The organism is Catalinimonas locisalis (assembly GCF_038039535.1).
Taxonomy (GTDB): Bacteria; Bacteroidota; Bacteroidia; order Cytophagales; family Cyclobacteriaceae; genus Catalinimonas.
In genome coordinates this window covers 116,230-134,028 of record NZ_JBBPHP010000015.1, presented here as the reverse complement: position 1 = coordinate 134,028, position 17,799 = coordinate 116,230, and the positions used below count along the sequence as shown (strand labels likewise).

Sequence of the window (17,799 nt, the reverse complement as noted above, 5' to 3'; positions counted from 1 at the left end):
TTTGAAGTGATCATGCTTAAATGGTTGATTAATAAAGAGTTACCAGTAGGTGTGTTGACTAATTTTCGGATGCGCCAAACTGTTCAATAACTTATATTATGTTAAATATAGATTTCTTTTCTAATTGAAATATTAATATGTTGCAAAAAAATTTGTTAAAAATGCTTGATAAGATAGAAGAAGCCGTAGAGAGCATCAAAAAGGGTGAAATAATAATTGTTGTTGATGATGAAAACCGAGAAAATGAAGGTGATTTTATATGCGCTGCTGAATACGTAACGCCTGAAATCATTAACTTTATGGCTACTCACGGTCGGGGTTTGATTTGTGCATCGCTTACAGAAGACAGATGTGAAGAACTTGGACTAGAACTAATGGTTGGAAAGAACACCTCTCATTTTGATACTCCGTTTACAGTCTCAGTAGATTTAATCAGTGAAAATACAACAACCGGGATTTCTGCAGCAGACAGAGCTAAAACAATTCTCGCCTTAGCTAACCCAAATACTAAACCTGAAGAATTAGGTAAGCCAGGTCATATATTTCCTTTAAAAGCTAAGAAAGGGGGGGTATTAAGGAGGACTGGTCATACCGAAGCAGCAGTTGATTTTCCTCGTCTGGCAGGACTTAAACCAGCGGGTGTTTTGGTGGAGATTATGAATGAGGATGGTACGATGGCAAGACTACCTGATCTTAGAAAAGTGGCGGATAGGTTTAATTTAAAATTGGTCTCCATAAAAGACCTTATTGAATTCCGACTGAACAATGAAAGCTTAATTCACGAAGAATTTACAAATACAATCCTAACGGCCTATGGTGAATTTCAATTGCATGTGTTTAAGCAAATAAACTCTGAAGATGTACATCTGGCATTAGTTAAAGGTGAATGGAATGAAGATGAGCCAATATTGGTAAGAGTTCATTCCGCCAATTTATTTGAAGATATTTTTGGTTCAAATTCAAAGAACAGCTCAATTCCAAAAGTGCTAAAGAAAATTAACGAAGCTGGCAAAGGTATTTTACTGTACATGAACCAAGAAAGTATGGGAAATAGCCTGCTGAATAAGCTTAAATCTTATAGTGGAAAAGTAGTTGAACAGGAAGGTAAATTAGATCAGCGCGATTTTGGCGTGGGTGCACAAATTCTTAGGCATCTGAACGCAATAAACTTATTGTTGCTCACCAATCATCCTCGTAAAAGAATAGGGTTGCCGGGTTACGGGATTGAAATTATTGACAATATACCTATTGAAAGCTAGGCCAGTACACTTTTCTTGGAACTTTTGTGTTAATATATTAGATACAAAGTTTTGATTATGAAGAATAAGTTAAGCTTGATAATATTTCTGATTGCCTTTGCATTATCAAACGTTGTTGAGGCACAGTATTTTCCTTCTGAAGTATGGCACGAAGGTAAATTAACTTTACTTTCAGGAGATGAAATAAGTGGTAAGATTAAGTATAATTTTGAAGCTGATCTGATTCAGGTAAACCTCAATAACACCATACAAACCTATAGTGCCCGTAAAATTTTGTTTTTTGAGATTTACGATGAAGAAGTGAGTAGGTATAGACAATTTTATGCGTTGCCCTATAATGTCCGACCCAATTACAAAGTGCCTATGTTGTTTGAGGTGCTTTATGAGAATACCATGACATTACTGTGCAGAGAATCAGTAGTGCAGGAAACAGTGCCACAATATGGATATTACAGCTATTACGGCAATAGGTATGCAACACGTTATCGTTTGGCATTTGATTATTACTTTTTAAATCCAAAGGGAGAAATCATTCCTTATTCTCAGAAAAAAGACGATCTATACACTATTCTCTCTCAGAATAAAGATAATGTGGAAAAGTACGTCAAAGAAAATCGTCTTAAATATGATCGTCACCGTGATCTGGTACGTATTACAGCCTATTATAATTCTTTATTAAATTCATAGACATTTCATGGGCAAGCCGCTTATTCTGGTTTCAAACGATGATGGCATCACCTCCAAAGGTATAAAAATACTTGTACAATTAATGAAGCAATTGGGAGAAGTTATAGTAGTAGCTCCCGATAGTCCACAGTCCGGTATGGGACATGCCATAACCATTGGTAATACGCTAAGACTTACAGAAACAGATATTTTTGAAGGTGTAAAAGCCTATAAATGTTCAGGTACCCCTGCCGATTGCGTTAAACTGGGTAAATTTCATGTACTTAAAGATAGAAGGCCTGATATGGTGGTAAGTGGAGTAAATCACGGAAGCAATACATCAATTAGTGTGCTCTATTCAGGCACCATGTCTGCCGCGGTAGAGGGTGCAATTGAAGGTTTACCAGCAATTGGGTTTTCGTTATGTGACTATGATGCTGATGCTAATTTTACTCATGTAGAAGAACCTATCTTAAAAATTGCCAGTCAGGTATTGGAAAGGGGAATGCCTCAGGGTATTGCACTTAATGTAAACATACCTCCAAAACAAAACGAAAAGTTGAAAGGCATTAAAATTTGCCGACAAGCCCATGCAAAATGGCAGGAAGAATTTGACCAGCGTTTTGATCCTAACGGAAGGAAATACTTTTGGCTGGCAGGTAACTTCGTGAATTTTGACAAAGGTGAAGACAATGATGAGTGGGCAATTGCCAATAATTATGTTTCAGTAGTTCCTTGTCAATATGATTTAACTGCCCATCATGCTATCAGTGCATTGAATGAATGGTCTTTCTAAATAAAGAAATTTCTCCATCTACATTTCACTAAATATGACTAAATTTAGTAATACTCCTTAGTTTGTTATTACATATATCTGAAATTCAGATACTTATCCTTGTTACTTTATCTATTTCTTGAATTAGTAAAGCTTCATATTTTTCCCAAAATATATCATCGGGAGTACCTGAAGGATAAAAAGGTTTGTCTAACTGCATTGCTATTTTTTCAGCATCAAAGTCATTAAAATCAAGGTTAATTGAACAGTTCCAGGGATCACAGTAATTTGTCCAGTAAGGATGCTTTTGCAGAAAAAAGGGCTTCTGCAAAGCCATGTATTCATAAATACGAGTTGGAAAGCAATTTTTTATACTTTCTACCGGTTGATGAGCAACAATCCCAAAATCAGCTATTCTAACAAGATCTAAAATCTGATTATGTGGTAAAGGGTTTTTGCTAACAAATGTATAGATATAGGATTTTGATTTAGCATAATTTAGTAATTTGTTTAGCAATTTAGTATTAGTGACATGCCCTACAATAATTAGCAAAAGCTCAGGAAGAAAATCATGTAAAGCAGTAGCAAATTCCAGGCTTTGTTCTATGCCATAGATTTCACTGATAGTACCATTAAAGATTATCTTTGGCCTTTTTTCCAGGAAAATTGAAGGAAGTGGAGCTATTGATTCTTCTTCATAATGAATTACTTTAAATGCATTAGGGATTACTAAAGTATGATTTGAAATAAAACTAATTTCTTTAGTATAAAATTTTTCAGCTAAAATATTTAGTGAAATGAATCTTTGGCTTATTTTTTCAATCCACCGTATCAACTTAAATATCAACTTGACAGCGATGTTTTTTTTCCTGTTGGTTAAGAAATTTAATGCATAGTTTTCCTGAACGTCATAAACTATCTTAATATCTTTACTTCTATTAGTAATTTTAAAAATCACAGCTGCAATTAGTACTTCAAATGTAGTAGTAATGATCAATTTTGGGTAGATCTTGTATAAGTACTTCAAAAGCTTAAGCGTAGCAAATAATCGCTTCCAGCTTTTATTGGAGAATGAAAAAGCAGGATGAAAAGCAATTTCTGAATGCTTGGGGAGATTTTTTGATTCAAAACCTATGATATTAACTGCATATCTATTTGTTTGCTGCAGTGAAAGCCCGATTTTTTCGTACATTCTCGTGTCATCCACGGGTTTAAGTATTGAAGCTATTACCGTAATAATTTTATTACCCATATATAATTAAGTAACAATCTGCATGGAACTCAGAAATTTGATTGAAAAAGCATGGGACAACCGCCAATTGCTTAACGACAAAGATGTAAAAATTGCTATTAAATCAATTATTGACGAACTGGATAGTGGTACCAAAAGGGTCGCTGAGCCAATTGATGGAGAATGGGTAGTGCACGAATGGATTAAAAAGGCTGTAATACTTTATTTTCCAATTCAGAAGATGCAACTTCTAGAACTTGGACCTTTTGAGTTTCATGATAAAATGAAGCTAAAAACCGGTTATGATAAAATTGGTGTTAGGGTTGTCCCTCATGCAGTAGCAAGGTATGGAGCATATCTTAGCAAAGGCGTAGTGATGATGCCCTCATACGTAAACATTGGAGCTTTTGTAGATGAAGGTACTATGGTGGATACATGGGCTACAGTAGGTAGCTGTGCCCAGATTGGTAAAAATGTTCATTTGAGTGGTGGTGTTGGAATTGGAGGAGTACTTGAACCCCTTCAGGCAAAGCCGGTAATTGTTGAAGATAATGCATTCATAGGATCTCGCTGCATATTAGTGGAAGGTGTACATGTAGAAAAAGAAGCAGTATTGGGGGCTAATGTAACTCTAACAGCTAGTTCAAGAATTATTGATGTCACTAAAGAAGAGCCTGTTATTTACAAAGGAAAAGTACCTGCTCGTTCGGTAGTCATACCCGGCACATATACCAAAAAATTTCCTGCAGGAGAGTACCAGGTACCCTGTGCGTTGATCATAGGACAAAGAAAAGCTAGCACCGATCTTAAAACTTCTTTAAATGATGCTCTGCGAGAGAATAATGTTGCTGTTTGAAGCTGGCATTCGTTTTGACACTTAGATTTCTACAGATTGATGATGTTGCATAAATTACGTCAATTTATAAACCTAATTAATTAGGTAAGTGTTAACTTTACGAATTCGCAAAAAAACCTTTAGATTATGATGTTTGGAAAATGGATACTTGGTTTTAGTATCATTTCAATATTATTTTTTGCCTGCGACAGTAATGAAAACAAAATAGCAGATCGCTACTTTGAGCAGGGTGAATATAAAAAAGCTATAGAGCAGTATAACGAATACTTAGAATATCAACCTACCCATGTTGAGTCAATATACAATCGTGGTAGGGCATATGAAGAGTTGGGAGAGTTTAGTAAATCTTTAGCCAGTTATGAAGAAACTTTAGAAATTGATCCAAAGAATGTGAATGCTTTGATGAGTATCGGAAAATATCATTTTAGGAACGATAATTTTCAAGATGCTGCGTTTTATTTTGATAAAGCTGCCCAAATCCATAAAAATGATTCTAAAGCGCATTATTTGGCAGGTAGAGCTTTTCACAAATCAGGTAAGACAGAGGAAGCCATGGAAGCTTACAATGCTGCAATTAGCATCAACGATCAGTATGGTGAAGCTTTTCTGTATCGTGGAGCCCTAAAAGTTTATCAGGGCAAAAAGTCATCTGGCTGCGAAGATTTTCAATCAGCAAATGCACTCAATGTGGAAGAGGCCCAGGAAGCTATGGATCAGTATTGTAATTAATTACTATTTCCCCAATCTATGCAAATTGATCAGCTAGTTGGGGATTTTTTCTACTCTCTCTGTAGTCATAAAATCCAATTCCACTCTTTACACCAAGATTTCCCGCATTAACCATATTGACTAATAGTGGACAAGGTGCGTACTTTGGGTTTCCAAATCCATGATGAAGTACTTCAAGAATGGAAAGACAAACGTCTAAGCCGATAAAATCAGCTAACTTTAATGGTCCCATTGGGTGAGCCATGCCTAACTCCATAATCTGGTCTATTTCAACCGCTCCTGCAACCCCTTCGTATAAGCTATAAATAGCTTCATTGATCATGGGCATCAGAATTCTATTGGAAATAAATCCAGGATAATCATTTACAGTAAGGGGAATTTTATCAAGTTTTTGTGAGAGTTCTAGAACTGCTTTTGTTACAGCATCTGAGGTATTATAGCCTTTGATCACTTCTACCAGTTTCATAACAGGTACCGGATTCATAAAATGCATTCCAATGACTTTTTCTGGTCGCATGGTAGTAGCAGCTAACTTAGTAATTGAGATTGAAGAAGTATTAGTAGCCAGGATAGTTTTAGCTGAGCAATTTTTATCTAAATCACTAAAAATAGATTTCTTGATTTCAAAATTTTCTGTGACTGCCTCAACAACTAAATCAGTATCCTCTACACTTTTGGCAAGATCTGTTGATACATGAATATTTTTGAGTGCTCTGTCTTTAGCTTCAACCGTTAGTATTTCTTTTTTTAGCTGCCTATCAAAATTGTTCTCAATTGCAGCCATTGCCTTTCTGAGTATATCATCTTGTAAATCAAAAAGAGTAACATTGAATCCAAACTGAGCAAAAACATGTGCAATTCCATTACCCATAGTACCTGCACCTATCACGCAAATTTTTTCCATAAAATATTGAATTTTAGAAGTTTATAATCTAAAAAAGAAGAAATAGTTGAAGACATCCTACATAGTCAAAAATATTCTATTTTATACTTAGAATGAAACTTGCTCGTTATTTTTGACTAGTAAATTAACTTTGCTATTTAGCTTTGTATCTTTATCACATATATAAAAGAAAGTTAATGCTTCGCTACTTTATTACAGCATTATTTATACTGCTTGTTTCCGGGGTATATGCTCAAGGTTATAATCCGGGATTTGGGCTGGAGGAACAGCATCCCTATCCGGTAAGATCATTTTTCAATAAATTCTCAGTAAATCTCAGTTCTGGTTACGGAAGAACGTTTTATCGGCACGATTTTACCGATTTTGATTATGTCAGAAATCAGCAGGGATCGTTTTTAATCAATTCTGACGATTTTGTAGAGGGAGGTACTGTACCAGGACTCAACAATTGGTTTTCAGGTGTAAGCGGTGATAATGTATTGCTTAGTGATAATTATAAAGTCGTTCATTTTGATTCAACAGACAGTCCTTTGCGAAGTGGTGGATATAGTATTCCTATCAATCTGGCTATTTATTTTAACATTTTTAGACTTAGGCTTGGTGGAGGTGCAAGTATGGAATTTGTGACAGCAAATGTACCTGAGCCTAAAGATTTTTTATCTGAATTTCCAGATCCCGCCCAGGTAAAAAGCAGGTTTACCAGATATTATTTTCTGCTCGGATATAGTGTTTATGAATATTATGATCTTGCCCTGGGAGTAGATATTAGAGCAGGAAAAATTAATCGAGGAAGTGGTTTTGATGATTATTATATACAGTCCAATCCATTTTTTAATATTGGTTTCAGCTTTGAAAAAGTTTATTCGGAGTATTTCAGAGTATACCTTAGACCTTCTTATGAGTTCAAAAGCTATCAAATTAGTTTACCTGAAACTGCTGCTCAGCCTGATTTAACTATTACTGACAATGCATTTCAGGTTACCCTAGGTATAAGCATCAATTACCCTGACATTCCGCGATCACCTATTCCAAATGACAAGACTCAAATGAAACACTACGTATCTGATTCTCAAGGGAATAGAATGCTAGTAAGAGGACAGCCATTTTGGAAAAAACAAGACCCGAAAATAGGAGAATTGTATCCAGAGCTTCAAAAAAGCAAAAGAAAAAAGAAGATACGCTTACCTTTCTTCAATAAGAAAAACTAAAATTGGATGATTCTTATCAATTTATTCATTTCAGCTTTTTCAAATAACATTTATTAGCACATAAAGGCTATGTGTATTGAACATTTTTTGGTAAATTGCGACCTTCTAAAGAGGGCTTTTTTAAAATTTATAAGTAAGGTACCTTTCTAATTAAGAAATAAGAGTTTGAAATCCGATTATGGCAGAAGGCGCTAATGAAAATATCATCCCTATTAATATAGAGGATGAAATGAGAGGAGCATACATTGATTATTCAATGTCTGTAATTATTTCCAGAGCATTACCAGATGTAAGAGATGGGCTCAAACCAGTACACCGCCGTGTACTTTATGGAATGCTTGATTTAGGACTTACACATACAAAGGCCCATAAAAAGTCAGCAAGAATAGTAGGAGAGGTTTTAGGAAAGTATCACCCTCATGGTGACTCTTCTGTATACGACTCTATGGTGCGTATGGCACAGCATTGGTCTATGCGCTATATGTTGGTTGATGGACAGGGTAACTTTGGCTCAGTTGATGGTGACTCACCTGCTGCGATGCGTTATACCGAAGCCCGATTGAGAAGGTTAGCTGAAGAGCTACTTGCTGATATCAACAAGGACACCATAGATTTTCAAGGTAACTTTGATGATTCCTTAACCGAGCCCGTATGTTTGCCTTCCAAACTTCCTAATATACTTGTTAACGGCACTTCTGGTATTGCTGTGGGGATGGCAACTAACATGGCTCCTCACAACCTAACTGAAGTTGTAGAAGGAATTAAACAATACATTGATAATGTAGATGTTACGATAGAGGAGCTTATGCAGTCTGTCACTGCTCCTGATTTTCCTACCGGAGGTATAATCTATGGATATCAAGGTGTAAAGAGTGCATTTGAGACTGGAAGAGGCCGTATTGTTTTGCGTGCAAAGGCAGAAATACAGGAAACAAAAACCGGTAAATCTCAAATCATTGTCACCGAAATTCCTTATCAGGTTAATAAGGCTTCAATGATTGAGAAGACTGCGGCTTTGGTTAATGATAAGCGTATTGAGGGTATCTCGGATATAAGAGATGAATCGGACCGAAATGGAATGCGTATTGTATATGATCTAAAGAAAGATGCTGTTCCTAATGTAGTACTGAATAACCTTTATAAATATACACAGCTCCAATCTTCTTTTGGTGTCAACAATGTCGCGCTAGTTAAAGGAAGACCACAGACGCTTAACCTTAAGCAAATTATTTCACATTTTGTGGATCATCGCCACAATGTGGTTGTTCGCAGAACGCAGTATGAACTTAACGAAGCAGAAAAAAGACTTCATTTATTAGAAGGTTATCTTATCGCTCTGGATAATATAGACAGGGTAATTGAAATTATTAGATCTTCACAAGACCCTGAGACTGCCCGTACAAGCCTGATGGAGTCATTTAAGCTAACTGAAATTCAGGCAAGAGCAATTCTGGATATGCGACTTCAGCGTCTTACTGGACTGGAAAGAGACAAAATCCAGAAAGAGTATGAAGAAGTACAAAAACAGGTAGAGTATTTGCGAGAAATACTAGCTGAAAGAGCTCTTCGCATGCAAATTATCAAGGATGAACTTGATGATTTGAAAGATAAGTACGGTGATGAAAGACGTACAGAAATCGTACACAGTGCTGAGGATCTAAGTACTGAAGATATGATACCTAATGAAGAGATGTTAATTACAATCTCGCATAATGGTTATTTTAAACGTACTAATCTCAGTGAATATCGCACACAGGGTAGAGGAGGAGTCGGTTCAAGGGGGGCTTCAGCTAAAGATGGGGATTTCACCGAACATCTATTTATTGCACATACGCATAACTATTTGTTGATTTTTACAGAGTTAGGGAAGGTATTTTGGATCAAAGTTTATGAAATACCAGAGGGTAGTAAAACAGCAAAAGGAAGAGCAATTCAAAATTTGATCAATATAACACCTGATGATTCTGTAAGGGCGGTAATTAATGTTTCTAATCTGGATGATGCTGATTACATCAATAATTCATTTTTAGTGATGTCAACTAAGAATGGCATGATTAAGAAGACTTCTCTTGAAGCATATTCCAGACCTAGAGTGAACGGAATTAACGCGATTACCATTAACGAAGGTGATCGTTTGTTGAATGTAGCCCTTACTGACGGAAAATCTGAGATTATTCTCGCTGTAAAATCCGGAAGAGCAATCAGATTTAACGAAAGTGAGGTCAGATCAATGGGGCGTACAGCAGCTGGAGTCAGAGGTATTGCCTTAGATGATGAAAAGGATGAAGTGGTCGGTATGGTTTGTGTCAATGATTTTGAAAAGCACTTGCTTGTTGTTTCGGAAAATGGTTTTGGTAAAAGATCATTGTTGGAAGAATACCGCATTACCAAAAGAGGAGGTAAGGGTGTCAAAACGATGAATATTACTTCTAAGACTGGAACTTTAGTGTCTATTGCTGAAGTTACCGATGAAAATGACTTAATGCTTATTAACAGATCAGGTATTATGATCAGGCTTTCTGTATCTGAATTAAGAGTAATGGGAAGAGCCACTCAGGGAGTGAAACTAATAAGGCTCAACAAGGATGACATGATTACTTCAGTAGCTAAAGTTGATAAGTTGCCAGATACTGTTGAGGAAGAAAATTCTGAAGAAAACGAATCTAATTAACTATAAATTTTTATTTAATTTTTTGTAACAAAAGTTGTCACCTATACTGCACAATTATGAAAAAGTACACTTTAAGTTTAATTCTTTGTTTGGCTGTAGTTGTTACATCATTTGGCCAAAACAAAAATGTAAGAAAAGCTGAGCGGGCACTTGAAGATCAGGAGCTTGCTGAAGCAAAATCTTTAATTGATCCAGCTATTACTGATGAACAAACTAAAGACGATGGTAAGACATGGTACATTTATGGCCAAGTTTATCAGGCTATAGCTGAGGATTCTACTAATTCTGTTCAGGCTGATGAACCTTATCAGACTGCATTGGATGCTTATCGTAAAGCCAAAGAACTAGAAGATGAAGGATCAGTACATTATACTTTTGCTGATCAGAAAATTCAGGAAGTTTGGGCTAAAAATATCAACGTCGGAGCTGAGAAATACCAAGAGCAGGATTTTGAAAGCGCAATAAGAAATTTCGATATTGCCAAAATGGCTTTACCTGACGATACCACTGCTTATATCTACGGTGGAATTTCTGCACAACAATCTGGAAATTTAGATGTAGCTGCTGAAAATTATGCATATCTGGTTGATGAACTAGATTATCAGAGTGAAGATTTCTACAACAGTTTAATATATATTTACCTTGTTGAGAAGAAGGATAATGAAAAGGCAGTTGAATATTTAAGAAAAGCTCAGGATGCCTTCCCTGATAATTCAGATTTTCTGAAAAGAGAAATTAATGTTTTGATTCAGGATGAAAGCTATGACGAGGCTGAACAAAAGCTTACGAAAGCAATTGAGAAAGAAGGTGATAATCCTATATTATTCTATAACCGGGCTTATCTGTATGAGCAAATGGGTAGAGGTGAAGACGCTATTGAAAACTATAAGAAAGCCATTGAGCTTGATCCTAATTATTTTGATGCAAACTTCAACTTAGCTGCATACTATTTTAATAAAGCTGCCGAGATTCTTACCGAAGCTAATGAAATGGATTTGAAAGAATATCAAGAGCGTGGAGAGGAAATTGAAGGAAATGCAAAAGTATTTTTTGAAAAAGCGCTTCCTTATCTGGAAAAATCTAAAGAGCTGAAGCCTGATGATGAAAAAACACTGTCTACTCTTCAAACTGTTTATACTCGTCTCGGCATGGATGATAAAGCTGCTGCACTTGAGTCTGAAATTAGTGGACAATAGAATTCAATTATTATTCGTATGTAAAGAGAAGAAGTCCTGAACAGGACTTCTTTTTTATATGTAAAGGTGTTAATCTATTTAACATAACAATAATTATTGAACTTGATGGCGCATCCGAAAATTAGTCAACACACCTACTGGTAACTCTTTATTAATCAACCATTTAAGCATGATCACTTCAAAATACTATTCGCTAAGAACTAAAAAACAAGCGGTACAATATGTTCAGGCTGGGCTACTTTCTGAAGAGCAGGCTTGCCATAAGTACCACATTTCCAGTAAATTACTATACCGATGGATGCGTTGGCACGAGAAATACTTTGTTCAACCCTATATAAATCCAGATCACATGACTAAAAATAAAAGTAACACTAAAGCTAATTTGAAAGATAAACAGAAGATTAAGGAACTTGAAAAGCAGCTTAGGCTGATGAAAAAAGAAAATGAATTGGCTCAGTTAAAGGCTGAGGCCTATAAAACGATGATTGAAGTGGCTGAGGAAGAATTTAACATCAAAATCGGAAAAAAGCCTGGAGCCAAGCAGTCAAAAAACTAAAAATACGCTATCCACTCAAAGGACTTCAAGTTCTTTGTGGACTGTTTGGTTTGACACGTTATGCGTATTATAAAGCTATAAAGCAGAAGCATCTTAAGGACGATATTGAAGAAGAAATTATCGCAGAAGTAAAAGACATCCGAGAGAAACTTCCTCGCGTAGGTACACTTAAACTGCATTATATGATGGTATCTTTTCGCCAAGAAAATGGCATTAAGTGTGGCCGTGATAAACTGCATGAAATCCTCAAAAAGAGAGATATGCTCGTCAAAACTAAAGCTTTACGGGCTAAAACCACCTATTCAGAGCATGGATATAGAAAGTTTGAAAACCTCACTCAGGATTTTGAACCATCTAGAATCAACGAACTTTGGGTGTCTGATATCACCTACATTAGAACTGGCAATCGTTTTAGTTATCTGAGCTTAATTACCGATGCGTTCTCTCGCAAGATCATTGGTTGGAATCTACATCCAACTTTGCATGCCCGGGGGCCATTGATGGCGCTAGATATGGCATTATGCCAAAAAGAGGATGACTCCCCTACTCCACTTATTCATCATTCTGACCGGGGCATCCAGTACTGCTGCCATCAATACATTCATTTATTAGAGAACAATGAGATTATGGTCTCTATGACTGAATCTCCTGATCCCTATGAGAATGCTCTGGCGGAAAGAACTAACCTGACATTAAAACATGAATTTCTACTTGAGAGTGGTTTTCCTTCTTTTCACCAGGCTTACCACGCTACCAAAAAAGCTATACATAATTATAATCACTTAAGACCACATGTCTTATGCTATTTAACGAAGCCATTTTTCCAGATTTTTTATCACAAACTCATCATCGTTTAGCTCGGGATAGTCATGATAAACTCTGCTTATTTCTTCACTTTGACCGTCAGACATGCATTCTTCTGGATTTAAGCACCATGTTCCTTCCAGTAATCCCTGCCTTCTTAACACCTCGTGGATTCCAGCAATACAACCTTTGTAGTGATTAGCTGAATCAAAAAAAGCGGCATTACTATCAGTTACAGCTATGCCTTTGGTGAGCAAATCACAAGGAACTGAATTGCCACTTTTTTTAACATTTTTGATTTCTTCTAATAATTTAACTGCTGATCTTGTCCATACTGCCCAGTGACCAAGTAATCCACCTACAATAGCTTTTTCTCTCATCTTACCATCAATATTAAAACGATAAGTAGTAAGTAGATCAGCAACAATATTATCATCATTGCCAGTATATAAGGCTATATCCTGATAGCGTGATGCATGACAAACTGCTCTAACAACGTCCAGCGTCTGGTAACGGTTGAATGGAGCCATTTTAATCGCTTGTACATTAGGAATTTGTGCAAAATCTTTCCAAAACTCAAAACTAAAAACCTTTCCTCCTACAGCAGGCTGTAAATAGAATCCAAACACAGGTATTAGTTCAGCAATTTTTTCTGTCCTCTTTATTAATTCTGCTTCAGATAAACCTGCTAAACCACCATTACTTACTAATCCCAAATCATAACCAAAATTTACAGCTATTTCAGCCTCTTTAAGTGCTTGGTCAGTTGGCCCTACAATGCCCGCAACTTTAATAAATGGTCTGTTCAGATTCGCGTTTTGTACTTCTTCTGAAGCCAGAGATAATACTGGCTGGAAGAGTTTAAATTCTTTTTCCCTGATTTCAAATTGGGTAGTATGAACTCCTACCGCAATACCTCCTGCCCCACTGTCTATATAATAGCGTGTAAGTGCGCGTTGCCTACATTCATCCATATTTCTTTGGCCGTTCAAAGCAAGTGGATGTGCTGGTATCACAGTACCTTCTAAAAGTAATTTTTTGATTTCAGGTTGAAGTGTTTTCATAAATTAAAAAGTACCTTTTCGCTCTTGAAAATGTGTTGGTTTGTTAATTGTTTCGCCCCCCTTACTTAACCAAGTAGCGACTATGTTTATCATAGTTTTTAAGCTCACTTTGGGGTAGCCAAAAAGCTTATGAGCTGTTGAAGCGTTATTTAACAATGCGGTTGTTTGTTCGTGGTTAACAAATCTGGGAGTTTTATTGAACAGTCTACCAAATTCCTCTGTTGCCCAACGTATTGATACTGTTTCTGGGCCAGTGATATTCAACTTGGTAGGAGGATTTGTACAATAATTTAAAGAACGCAAAGCATATTCATTGGCATCTCCCTGCCATATAACATTGGCATGCCCCGTAGTTAAATCAATTTCTTTATCCTCCAAAACTGATTTTGCAATTTCAACTAATACGCCATACCTAAAATCCACAGCATAATTTAACCGATAAATAAGCATTGGAATTTGATACAGTTTGGAAAAATGTTCAAATATTCTTTCTCTTCCTAAACAAGATTGTGCATACTCACCAACCGGATCTGGAGTGGTTTCTTCAGTAGCTCCTCCAGAATAAAGCGTTACAAATGGATAAACATTACCAGTTGAAAAGACTACAATATTAGATTTTTTAAATTTTTCTGCTACTCTTCCAGGTAGATAGGCATTCATTGCCCAGGTAAATGATTCGTTTCCCTGGGTACCAAATTTAGTACCCGCCATGAAAATGATATTTTTGGTTTCAGGTAAACTATTTAACGCCTGTTCATCTAACAGATCTGCTTTGAGCGTAGTAATCCCTTTATTTTCTAGTTCACTCTGTACTTTACTATCTGAAAAACGGGAGACACCAATCACTTCATTGTTTTTTCCAGAAGCGAACAATGCTCGCTTAGCCAATATGGCCAGACTCGGTCCCATTTTACCTCCAACTCCCAAAATCAGTATATCTCCATCAAGACTTTTCATATCGTCTATCAGGTCCTGAGATGGTGCCAGTATTTCTTCTTCCAGTTTTACTAAATCTTCCATATTGAATTATCTAATAAATTGTAAGTAAATCTGACTACCTGATAAAAATAAAAGAAGAATCAGGCCTATTACCGCGCCTATATTCTTCCAAATTCCATTTTTGAATTTACCCATTCTAGACTTGTCATTTGCTAATACCAAAAGTGCAATGCCTACCAGGGGAGCAATAATGATGGTGATTGCCTGTGCGAAAACAATTAACTCTAGCGGTAAGCGACCGAATCTAAATGCTATTCCAGCACCAATCAACATAACCAACATGATCATTATCCTTACTTTTGGAGATTTTAATTGATTGCCCATTGCAAATGCATCTGCTAAAAGTGAGCCTCCAATAGTAGCATTACCAATGAGTGATGAAAATGATGCACCGAATAACCCCATCATGAAAATAACCGTTGCAGTATTTCCATATAAAGGTTCTAATGCCAACCCCATATCGGTGGCAGAATTAACCTGTATTCCTTTGGGAAAAAGTATAGCTGCAGCATTTACAAGTATAAAGAGTGAAATCATTCCCAGAACCATTACACCAGTGATGGCTTCCCTTTTCCCCTGCTCTATCTGCTCTTTTCTCCACCCCTTTTCTTTAACCAAATAAGCCTGATAAAATGCGCCAACTACAGAAAAACTTGAAGCAATCAATGCAATGGTTAACACTTCAGAGCCCTCAGGTAAGCTAGGCACTACCCCTAATAACAGTTCACTCAAATTTGGCGAAGCCAATAGTAAGGTGAGCAAAAAGGATATCAGCATAAGACCAACCAATCCTATCATCACTTTTTCCAGTACTTTGTAAAATGATCTGAAAAATAGTAAGCTTACTGCCATAAAAGTAAATACCAATACCCAGGGTTCTACATTGGTATTGAATAATTCTGCGAATGCCAAACTTGCTCCCACGGTATTACCAGCCTGAAATGATGCTGTGATAGCAAAAATACCAAGACCCAATATCACTGAAGCAGGATACCCCCATTTTTCTTTAATAATTTCAAGCAAAGAGGAATCTGTTGCAATTCCGATTCTTGCTCCCATTTCAGTAAATATGACCATAAAAAAAATAGCTAATAGGATCACCCAGATGTGATGGTATGCATAAAGTGAACCCAGCTTTGAGGTAATGGTAAGACTACCAGGACCAAAAACTAATGCAGCAGTAATGATTCCAGGCCCTAGATATTTAAAAATACTTCTCATTGAGTACCTGAAATTATAATCGTAATGTAAAATTTATTGTATCCCATTAATGATACTTAGAATGATTGAATCTTAGTTGAGTATTAGTTTATAAATGTATTTTAGTCAGCAAATTCGTGTACGTACCCGAAATTAATAAAAACTCTTCATCAAAAAATTTCAAGACAGAAATAAAATACGGTCTGGTTCAACCTTGATTATTCAGTTTGTATAAAAATTATAATTTTCTTTAGTGATAATATCAATGGGCATGTAGTAATTTTTTTCAATCTCAGTAGACAAAACCAGGTGATGATATAAAGACATGATGCCGCGGTAACCTTGTTCTTCCGGTTTTTGGCAAATTAAAAAATCAATCGTATCTCTTTTTAATAAATCAATATTATCCTGAAGAAAGTCATACCCTATGATCAGGAGGTTGGTTTTATTGTAAACCTCCACAAAGTGCCCTACTGCCCCTACTCTAGAGTTTGTAGTAAAAATAGCCTGTATATCCGGATGTTTATCAAATACTTTGATAAGAGAGTTCTGAATAGCTTCGTATTCAGTTTGTAATACATCAATCTTGATTATTGTGTTCTGTCTTTGATGTTCTTCAAAATATTTTCTAAAGCCTTCTTCCTTGCGTAAAAGGTGGTGGTGATGATCAATTTCACGTGATATGTTAACCACTAATATTTTGGCATCGTCATTAACGCCATAACTAAGAAGATGCGCAGCCAGGTACCCGCTTTGAAAAAGCTCAGGACCAATGTAGCAGAGACTTTGAAGGTTAGGAATATCTGAGTTGATAAATACAAAAGGAATGTTTTTCTCTTTACATCTTAATGAAAATTCTGTAGCCTCATCTATAAAAGAAGGTGCCATTAATATACCATCAGTTTTTTCACATAGTATTTTTTCCGCCAATCTCAGAAAAGATCCTTTATCACTTAAATCATAAAGGTACTTACGAATATTGATACCGTATTTAGATATTTCAGTTTCGGCCTTAGCTATTCCGTTTAAAGGAGCTTCCCAATAGATAGTTTCGGATGACACATCAGGTATTAACACTGCAAGTTCATACACTTTTTTAGAAGCTAGTCTGCTTGCAAGTATATTAGGTTGATAATCAATGTCTTTGATAATCTGCTGTATTTTTCTCTTAGTCTCCTCTGACACCCCATTCCGGTTATGAATCACTCTGTCTACCGTTGCAATTGATACATTTGCCCTTCTGGCAATTTCTTTTACACCCACTTTTGGGGCTTCAGTATTTTTATGATTCATGTTCATTCAGAAAGGTTTGATTAATAATTTCTATCGCAGTATAATAAAGAAATAAAATTGTTCAGTGAACTTACACTTAATACAAGGAGTTAGTACTATTGATATAACTAAGAGCAAGGTGAATTCTGGAAAAAAAGATAAATATTTCTTAATAAATTAGGTGAGAGATCAGATACAATGCTCATAGATTATTGTGTAATTACTTAAGTTTATTTGCTCCTAAATTTATAAAAATAATTCTAATGTCTGAGACTAAGAAGCTTTACTAAGCTTTTATTCCAACAAATGGATGAACAAGTCTTTAATTTGAAAGTTGTAAGAATATCCTCAATAATAATTAGCTATTCCTTAACAAATTGACAATTTTTGTCGTAACAACGAGTATATT

Annotated in this window: 16 protein-coding genes; 10 read left to right on the top strand and 6 right to left on the bottom strand. The window is 36.0% G+C overall.

The window, feature by feature from the left end:
• Window positions 1-137: 137 nt before the first annotated feature.
• From ribB to surE, 3 genes are read left to right on the top strand one after another with little or no spacing between them, the layout of a single operon-like run.
• On the top strand, window positions 138-1,259 hold the full coding sequence (ribB, locus tag WJR50_RS18485; protein WP_445223475.1) for a 3,4-dihydroxy-2-butanone-4-phosphate synthase: 1,122 nt from the start codon (window positions 138-140) through the stop codon (window positions 1,257-1,259).
• Window positions 1,260-1,316: 57 nt separating this feature from the next.
• Window positions 1,317-1,946 carry a hypothetical protein gene (locus WJR50_RS18480; RefSeq protein ID WP_341294790.1) on the top strand — a complete coding sequence of 210 codons (630 nt, stop codon included), beginning with the start codon at window positions 1,317-1,319 and terminating at the stop codon, window positions 1,944-1,946.
• 7 nt (window positions 1,947-1,953) lie between these two features.
• Window positions 1,954-2,721: a 5'/3'-nucleotidase SurE gene (surE, locus tag WJR50_RS18475; RefSeq protein WP_341294789.1), complete on the top strand. Its 768-nt coding sequence runs from the start codon at window positions 1,954-1,956 to the stop codon at window positions 2,719-2,721.
• A gap of 85 nt (window positions 2,722-2,806) precedes the next feature.
• On the opposite strand, the gene WJR50_RS18470 is transcribed toward surE, so the two are convergent.
• The gene (locus tag WJR50_RS18470) at window positions 2,807-3,952 is read right to left on the bottom strand and encodes a glycosyltransferase family protein (protein ID WP_341294788.1); all 1,146 of its coding nucleotides are present in this window, start codon (window positions 3,950-3,952) and stop codon (window positions 2,807-2,809) included.
• 22 nt (window positions 3,953-3,974) lie between these two features.
• Between WJR50_RS18470 and WJR50_RS18465 the strand changes: the two genes are divergently transcribed.
• Complete coding sequence (locus WJR50_RS18465) at window positions 3,975-4,787, top strand: 2,3,4,5-tetrahydropyridine-2,6-dicarboxylate N-succinyltransferase (RefSeq protein WP_341294787.1); 813 nt, start codon at window positions 3,975-3,977, stop codon at window positions 4,785-4,787.
• Window positions 4,788-4,913: 126 nt separating this feature from the next.
• Entirely contained in the window at window positions 4,914-5,516 is a 603-nt protein-coding gene (locus tag WJR50_RS18460; RefSeq protein WP_341294786.1) for a tetratricopeptide repeat protein, read from the top strand.
• A 16-nt stretch (window positions 5,517-5,532) separates the two neighbouring features.
• Here WJR50_RS18460 and WJR50_RS18455 read toward each other — a convergent pair whose 3' ends face one another.
• Window positions 5,533-6,420: a 3-hydroxybutyryl-CoA dehydrogenase gene (locus WJR50_RS18455; protein WP_341294785.1), complete on the bottom strand. Its 888-nt coding sequence runs from the start codon at window positions 6,418-6,420 to the stop codon at window positions 5,533-5,535.
• Between the two features lie 176 nt (window positions 6,421-6,596).
• Between WJR50_RS18455 and WJR50_RS18450 the strand changes: the two genes are divergently transcribed.
• The 5 genes from WJR50_RS18450 (at window position 6,597) to WJR50_RS18430 (ending at window position 12,908) form a co-directional block, all read left to right on the top strand.
• Complete coding sequence (locus tag WJR50_RS18450; RefSeq protein ID WP_341294784.1) at window positions 6,597-7,628, top strand: hypothetical protein; 1,032 nt, start codon at window positions 6,597-6,599, stop codon at window positions 7,626-7,628.
• A gap of 178 nt (window positions 7,629-7,806) precedes the next feature.
• A complete protein-coding gene (gene gyrA, locus WJR50_RS18445; protein ID WP_341294783.1) occupies window positions 7,807-10,299 on the top strand; it encodes a DNA gyrase subunit A in 2,493 nt (830 codons plus the stop codon).
• A gap of 56 nt (window positions 10,300-10,355) precedes the next feature.
• Window positions 10,356-11,495, top strand: a complete 1,140-nt coding sequence (locus WJR50_RS18440; RefSeq protein ID WP_341294782.1) for a tetratricopeptide repeat protein — start codon at window positions 10,356-10,358, stop codon at window positions 11,493-11,495.
• A 112-nt stretch (window positions 11,496-11,607) separates the two neighbouring features.
• Window positions 11,608-12,051, top strand: a complete 444-nt coding sequence (locus WJR50_RS18435) for a DUF1153 domain-containing protein (protein ID WP_341294793.1) — start codon at window positions 11,608-11,610, stop codon at window positions 12,049-12,051.
• Between the two features lie 2 nt (window positions 12,052-12,053).
• A complete protein-coding gene (locus tag WJR50_RS18430) occupies window positions 12,054-12,908 on the top strand; it encodes an IS3 family transposase (protein ID WP_341294792.1) in 855 nt (284 codons plus the stop codon).
• On the opposite strand, the gene WJR50_RS18425 is transcribed toward WJR50_RS18430, so the two are convergent.
• From WJR50_RS18425 to WJR50_RS18410, 4 genes are all read right to left on the bottom strand, one after another.
• Entirely contained in the window at window positions 12,858-13,919 is a 1,062-nt protein-coding gene (locus tag WJR50_RS18425; RefSeq protein ID WP_341294781.1) for a dihydrodipicolinate synthase family protein, read from the bottom strand. The genes WJR50_RS18430 and WJR50_RS18425 overlap by 51 nt on opposite strands.
• Window positions 13,920-13,922: 3 nt before the next feature.
• The gene (locus WJR50_RS18420; RefSeq protein WP_341294780.1) at window positions 13,923-14,939 is read right to left on the bottom strand and encodes an NAD-dependent epimerase/dehydratase family protein; all 1,017 of its coding nucleotides are present in this window, start codon (window positions 14,937-14,939) and stop codon (window positions 13,923-13,925) included.
• Between the two features lie 6 nt (window positions 14,940-14,945).
• Complete coding sequence (locus tag WJR50_RS18415; protein ID WP_341294779.1) at window positions 14,946-16,139, bottom strand: Nramp family divalent metal transporter; 1,194 nt, start codon at window positions 16,137-16,139, stop codon at window positions 14,946-14,948.
• A gap of 201 nt (window positions 16,140-16,340) precedes the next feature.
• Window positions 16,341-17,411, bottom strand: coding sequence for a LacI family DNA-binding transcriptional regulator (locus tag WJR50_RS18410; RefSeq protein WP_341294778.1), 1,071 nt, complete (start codon window positions 17,409-17,411; stop codon window positions 16,341-16,343).
• Between the last annotated feature and the right edge of the window lie 388 nt (window positions 17,412-17,799).

Bases quoted from the DNA above. Each gene is read 5' to 3' on its own strand.
- ribB (WP_445223475.1), top strand. From the start codon at position 138: ATGTTGCAAAAAAATTTGTTAAAAATGCTTGATAAGATAGAAGAAGCC.
- WJR50_RS18480 (WP_341294790.1), top strand. From the start codon at position 1,317: ATGAAGAATAAGTTAAGCTTGATAATATTTCTGATTGCCTTTGCATTA.
- surE (WP_341294789.1), top strand. From the start codon at position 1,954: ATGGGCAAGCCGCTTATTCTGGTTTCAAACGATGATGGCATCACCTCC.
- WJR50_RS18470 (WP_341294788.1), bottom strand. From the start codon at position 3,952: ATGGGTAATAAAATTATTACGGTAATAGCTTCAATACTTAAACCCGTG.
- WJR50_RS18465 (WP_341294787.1), top strand. From the start codon at position 3,975: ATGGAACTCAGAAATTTGATTGAAAAAGCATGGGACAACCGCCAATTG.
- WJR50_RS18460 (WP_341294786.1), top strand. From the start codon at position 4,914: ATGATGTTTGGAAAATGGATACTTGGTTTTAGTATCATTTCAATATTA.
- WJR50_RS18455 (WP_341294785.1), bottom strand. From the start codon at position 6,420: ATGGAAAAAATTTGCGTGATAGGTGCAGGTACTATGGGTAATGGAATT.
- WJR50_RS18450 (WP_341294784.1), top strand. From the start codon at position 6,597: ATGCTTCGCTACTTTATTACAGCATTATTTATACTGCTTGTTTCCGGG.
- gyrA (WP_341294783.1), top strand. From the start codon at position 7,807: ATGGCAGAAGGCGCTAATGAAAATATCATCCCTATTAATATAGAGGAT.
- WJR50_RS18440 (WP_341294782.1), top strand. From the start codon at position 10,356: ATGAAAAAGTACACTTTAAGTTTAATTCTTTGTTTGGCTGTAGTTGTT.
- WJR50_RS18425 (WP_341294781.1), bottom strand. From the start codon at position 13,919: ATGAAAACACTTCAACCTGAAATCAAAAAATTACTTTTAGAAGGTACT.
- WJR50_RS18420 (WP_341294780.1), bottom strand. From the start codon at position 14,939: ATGGAAGATTTAGTAAAACTGGAAGAAGAAATACTGGCACCATCTCAG.
- WJR50_RS18415 (WP_341294779.1), bottom strand. From the start codon at position 16,139: ATGAGAAGTATTTTTAAATATCTAGGGCCTGGAATCATTACTGCTGCA.
- WJR50_RS18410 (WP_341294778.1), bottom strand. From the start codon at position 17,411: ATGAATCATAAAAATACTGAAGCCCCAAAAGTGGGTGTAAAAGAAATT.